Source organism: Microbacterium sp. (assembly GCF_030149085.1).
Classification (GTDB): domain Bacteria; phylum Actinomycetota; class Actinomycetes; order Actinomycetales; family Microbacteriaceae; genus Microbacterium.
Genome location: NZ_JASBSF010000350.1, coordinates 1 through 5206, shown reverse-complemented (window position 1 = coordinate 5206; position 5206 = coordinate 1). Strand labels below are relative to the sequence as shown.

Annotated in this window: 6 protein-coding genes; 4 read left to right on the top strand and 2 right to left on the bottom strand. The window is 66.8% G+C overall.

What is annotated here, in order from left to right; translation table 11 throughout:
- Window positions 1–510, bottom strand: a 510-nt coding sequence (zapE, locus tag Q1V87_RS14395) for an AFG1/ZapE family ATPase (protein ID WP_300594320.1), incomplete at its 3' end; no start/stop codon positions are given.
- Window positions 511–669: 159 nt separating this feature from the next.
- Here zapE and Q1V87_RS14390 point away from each other — a divergent pair.
- Window positions 670–1377, top strand: coding sequence for a dihydrofolate reductase family protein (locus tag Q1V87_RS14390; RefSeq protein WP_300594317.1), 708 nt, complete (start codon window positions 670–672; stop codon window positions 1375–1377).
- Here the strand turns inward: Q1V87_RS14390 and Q1V87_RS14385 are convergent.
- Entirely contained in the window at window positions 1349–2557 is a 1209-nt protein-coding gene (locus Q1V87_RS14385) for an alpha/beta fold hydrolase (RefSeq protein WP_300594315.1), read from the bottom strand. The genes Q1V87_RS14390 and Q1V87_RS14385 overlap by 29 nt on opposite strands.
- Before the next feature lie 25 nt (window positions 2558–2582).
- Between Q1V87_RS14385 and Q1V87_RS14380 the strand changes: the two genes are divergently transcribed.
- The 3 genes from Q1V87_RS14380 to Q1V87_RS14370 all read left to right on the top strand — a co-directional run.
- Window positions 2583–3167, top strand: coding sequence for a DUF3000 family protein (locus Q1V87_RS14380; protein WP_300594312.1), 585 nt, complete (start codon window positions 2583–2585; stop codon window positions 3165–3167).
- Window positions 3160–4362, top strand: coding sequence for an HRDC domain-containing protein (locus tag Q1V87_RS14375; RefSeq protein WP_300594309.1), 1203 nt, complete (start codon window positions 3160–3162; stop codon window positions 4360–4362). The genes Q1V87_RS14380 and Q1V87_RS14375 overlap by 8 nt, the downstream gene beginning before the upstream one ends.
- A gap of 73 nt (window positions 4363–4435) precedes the next feature.
- Window positions 4436–5206, top strand: a 771-nt coding sequence (locus tag Q1V87_RS14370; protein ID WP_300594306.1) for a thiolase family protein, incomplete at its 3' end; no start/stop codon positions are given.

The window sequence follows — 5206 nt, the reverse complement described above, 5'->3', positions numbered from 1 at the left end:
GCCCGTGGCCACCAGTTCGCCCAGCAGACGCGTCATGACCATCGTGTCGCCGGGATCATCGAGCTCGAACTCGTCGATGCACAGCAGGTCGGCTCCCGTGAAGAGCTTGACGACGTTCTGGTAGCCCAGCGCCCCGACCAGGGCCGTGTACTCGATGAACGATCCGAAGTACTTCCGGCGTACCGGCATCGCGTGATAAATCGCGGCAAGAAGGTGCGTCTTGCCGACACCGAATCCGCCGTCGAGGTAGACGCCGGGCTTCAGCTCGGGCTGCTTGGGTCGCCGCCGGAACAGGCCTCCGCGCGCCACATCAGGGCGCCCCCCGGCGAAGGTGATGAGCAGTTCCTTCGCCTCCTGCTGGGAAGGAAAGGCAGGGTCGGCGCGGTAGGACTCAAACGACGCTTGGGCGAACTGCGGTGGGGGCGTGAGCGCCGCCACCATCTGGTCGCCGGAGAGCTCGGGTGAGCGCGTTGCGAGGTGGACGATGCCGGTGGGGCCGGATGCTGGCATGGGTGGCTTCCGCAGTGGAGACGGATGCGGGCGTGCCGCGTGCCGCCTAGAGTCAGGGGGGGCGGGAGGACCCTCCTACTTTACGCGGGCTGTCACCACACCCCGCGCACGCGAGGACTCCCCCAACGGAGTTCCCGCGGGCCCAGAGAGGATCTCTCCATGATCGTGACCGAACTGTCGCCGCGAAGCCTCGACTCGATCGACATCGATGACGACCGTGATGCAGCACGCGCGTGGATCGCCGCGCGCTACGGGTCCGCAGATCCAGAGTCCGTGCGACTGAACATGATCACCTCGCTCACCGGGTCCGCTGTCGGCGTCGACGGCACGAGCGAGACCCTCACCGGCGGGGCCGACCGCCTCATTCTCAGCGCCATCCGTGCGGCGGCGGATGCCGTCATCGTCGGGGCTCAGACAGTGCGCGCCGAGGGTTACCTCCTCCCCCGGTCCGCAGCTCTCGCAGTCGTGACCCGCTCGGGCTCGTTGGAGGGGCTCCGGATGCCTGACGGGGCGCAACAGCCCCTGATTGTGCTGTGCCCCGTGCCCCGGGCGAAGCAGGTGAAGGCATCCGTCGCCCACCTGTCGGCCGAGGTCGTCGGACTCCCTGCCGACGAGCCCACGCCCGAGCTCGTCGTTGACGCTCTCCGGGATCGGGGCCTGCGTCACCTCGTGTGCGAGGGCGGACCGTCACTGGCTAGGCAGTTCGCGGATTCAGGAGTCATCGACGAGTACTGCGTCACCGTCGCACCAGCGCTGACACCGGTGGAGCATCCATTTCTGGGGATCCACAACGCCGTCGCGACGGAGCTCGCCGGTCACCTCGTCGACGACGAGGGATTCACCTATCTGCGTCTGCGCGCTCGCTGACGAACCCGCGCTGGATGAGCCACCGCGTGATCCGGCCGGTCCAGCGCTCCTGGTCGTAGTTCCACAGCTTGGTATGACGAGCCACACTGAACACGTCGAGTTCCACGAGGTCGGGACGCGCGACGACCAGATCGTGGGAGGCATCCGAGGGGACAAAGCCGTCATCGTCGCTGTGGAGGATGAGTATCGGATGCCGAAGCTTCGCCGAGCGGGCAAGGACGTCGAGTCGACGGAACGGAATCGCTGCTCCCGCGCCGGTGAGCGCCGTCGCCCAATCGGCACCAAGGACAGTGATCGCCAGGCGCGTGATCGGCGCGGGAAGCTTCATCTCCCGCGCCTGGTAGTCGAGAATGCTCCGCCAGTCGATGGCAGGCGAGTCCAGGATGAGCCCGACAATGAGGTCACGGTGGGCCGAGTTCAAGGCAAGCTGCAGCGCAATCGCGCCGCCCATCGACCAGCCCATGATGATGACCCGCTTCGCGCCCCGCCGGCGGGCGAACCCGACCGCGGCGTCGACGTCGCGCCACTCGGTAGCTCCGAGCGTGTAGGTACCCGATCGGCTCCGAGGCGCCTCGCCGTCATTGCGATACGAGACGACCAACGACGTGATTCCCAACCCGTGGAACACCGGCACGGCGCGCAGGCACTCCGCTCGCGTGGTGCCACGCCCGTGCACCTGGATCACCCAGATGTCGCCCTGACCGGCGGGAAACAACCATGCGGGGCAGGGTCCGAGCGCCGAGCCGACCAGCTCCGGGCTGAAGGGCAGGTGCAGTTCTTCGGGGCGCTCGTAATACCACCCGCTGAACGCGGCATCCCTGACGATCCGCGCCTGGGGACCGACGTGCGTCAGGAGCTTGCGCTTGACCGTGTCGGTCGTTTCCGACAGCACGGATCCGAGTTTGAGGTAGCGCTCTGTGCCCGTGGTGAACAGGCCATACCGGCCAGCGAGTTCGGTGTCGGGGGTCCGCGTGAGCGTGATGGTCTGGGCAGATGTATCAAGCTCGAGGATGCGGCAATCGGGGATCCGAGCCGCCGGTGTGACGACTTTCCGGGCCATGCGAACGGCGATACCGCCCCACAGCGCAAGGACGGCACCGAAGGCCAATGAGATCACCGTGAGAGCCGCTTTGACAACAACGACGTACTGTGGGGAGGCGGCGCGCCTGGACTCGACCATGGGGTCCTCACTCTAGTCTGTCGGGGTGACCGGAGACCTTCTGTCGGGGGTGGCGTTCGACGACGTGGCCGCGGTGATTCGCGAGGCCACCTTTCGTGACGACCTCACGGTCCGCGAGATTCCTGCACCGACCGGCCTTGCTCCTCACGCACTGGCCCTTGCTGCCGACGTGAGGCCCGAGGCATCCGGTATCGACTCAGCGTACGGAACGGGTCGCTTCATCCTGTTGCATGACCCGGACGAGCCCTCCCAGTGGAACGGAGCCTGGCGCATCGTGTGCTTTGCGCAGGCGCCACTGGAGCCCGAGATCGGCATCGACGCGCTGTTGGCGGATGTGACGTGGTCGTGGCTCACCGACGCCCTACAGGCACACGCCGCTAACTATCACTCCCCCTCAGGCACCGCAACGAAGACCCTCTCGAAGGGATTCGGGAGTCTCGCCGACGAAGGCGATGGCGCGCAGATCGAACTTCGCGCGTCGTGGACACCGACCGCGAACCTCGACGCGCACGTCGAGGCGTGGGCAGAGCTCGTGTGCATGCTGGCGGGACTTCCGCCCGGGTCTGAGCAGATCGCAACAGTAACCTCCCGCAGGGTAAGCCGTGGCTGAATACACCGTGATCACGGATGCCGACGCCCTCCGTGCCGCGGCTGCGCACCTCGCAGCAGGAGAAGGCCCGGTAGCCGTCGACGTTGAGCGCGCCTCCGGGTTCCGCTACTCGCAACGCGCGTATCTCGTGCAGCTTTTCCGCCGCGGCGCCGGCGTGATTTTGGTCGACCCGCCAGCGGTCGGCACCGACTTTTCGTCGCTGCAGCAGGCAATCGGTGACCTCGAGTGGGTCTTTCACGCCGCCAGTCAGGACCTGCCTTCCCTGCGCGAGTTGGGCCTCGAGCCTCCGACGATTTTCGACACCGAACTAGCATCACGACTCCTCGGACGAGAGCGCGTGGGCCTCGGCGCCGTCGTTGAAGAGACCCTCGGCGTCACTCTCGCGAAGGCTCACTCGGCTTCCGACTGGTCGACCCGTCCGCTTCCACAAGCGTGGCTCGAGTACGCCGCGCTCGATGTGGAGTACCTCATCGATGTGCGCGACATCCTTGCCCAGCAGCTCGCGGATGACGGCAAGACGGAGTTCGCGGCACAAGAGTTCTCCGCTGTGCTCACCCGGGAGCCGAAGCCAGCGAGGGAAGACCCGTGGCGCCGACTCAGCGGTCTCCATACGGTGCGTGGGCGCCGCGGGCTGGCGATCGCGCGGGCCCTGTGGCTTGCCCGCGAAGAACTCGCCATCACGCAGGATGTCTCGCCCGGACGCCTCGTTCCCGACCGGGCTCTGGTCGCCGCGATCCTCGCGGATCCGAAGACCAAGCAGCAGCTCGCAGGCCTCAAGGAGTTCACCGGTCGAGCCAGCCGCTCCGAACTCGATCGATGGTGGGCGGCGTTCGAAGCGGGACGCGCCGACCTCGATCTCCCGCCCGAGCGGGTGCGCAACACCGACACGATCCCGCCGGTGAGAGCATGGTCCGACCGAGCGCCCGAGGCCGACGCCCGGCTCAAGGCAGCCAAGCCGGCGATCGACGAACTCGCGCAGTCGTTGCATATGCCGGTCGAGAACCTTCTCACCCCAGAGCTGCTGCGACGCGTCGCCTGGGCTCCCCCGGCTGTCACCGACGCCGCCGGAATCGCCGCAGCGCTGGCGGAACTCGGTGCGCGACCGTGGCAGATTGAGCAGACTGCACAGGTGATCGCTGAAGCCTTTGTGGAATCCGGTCAACCCTCCTCCGAGGCCTCGGAGAGCGCTTCGTAGGTTCGACCCAACCGATTCTGTGCCGTTTTGACGCGTTCCTAGGCTGGCTTCATTCCCAATCCTTGGAGGCAGAGTGGCCGAAATGTCGGACGTCTTTTTCGTCGACGGTATGCGCACCCCATTCGGGCGCGCGGGCGAAAAGGGCATGTACTGGAACACCCGGGCTGACGACCTGGCAGTCAAGGCGATCATCGGGCTGATGGAACGCAATCTTGACGTCCCAAAGGACCGCATTGACGATGTTGCGATCGCTGCGACCTCGCAAACGGGCGATCAAGGCCTGACGCTCGGTAGGTCAGCGGCCATCCTCGCCGGACTACCGATGACCGTTCCGGGCTTCGCGATCGACCGGATGTGCGCAGGCGCGATGACAAGCGTCACCACCATGGCCGGCTCGATCGGTTTCGGCATGTACGACCTCGCACTCGCGGGCGGTGTGGAGCACATGGGGCGTCATCCGATCGGCTCAAACGCAGACCCCAACCCGCGCTTCGTCGCCGAGAAGATGGTCGACCCCGGCGCGCTGAACATGGGCGTCACGGCCGAACGCCTCCATGACCGCTTCCCGCAGCTGACCAAGGAACGCGCCGACCGGTTCGGCATGCTCAGCCAGCAGAAGGCGCAGGCAGCATACGACGCCGGAAAGATCCAGCCGGAGCTCGTGCCCGTTGCAATCAAGACGGCAGACGGGGCCTGGGGGCTCGCGACCGCGGACGAGGGTCGCCGCCCGGAAACGACAATGGAGGGGCTCGCCTCGCTGAAGACCCCCTTCCGCCCCCACGGGCGCGTAACCGCGGGCACCTCGTCACCGCTCACAGATGGCGCGACGATGGGGCTGCTGGCC

Excerpts from the sequence above, each read along its gene's own strand:
- Q1V87_RS14390 (WP_300594317.1), top strand. The coding sequence starts at position 670 with ATGATCGTGACCGAACTGTCGCCGCGAAGCCTCGACTCGATCGACATC.
- Q1V87_RS14385 (WP_300594315.1), bottom strand. The coding sequence starts at position 2,557 with ATGGTCGAGTCCAGGCGCGCCGCCTCCCCACAGTACGTCGTTGTTGTC.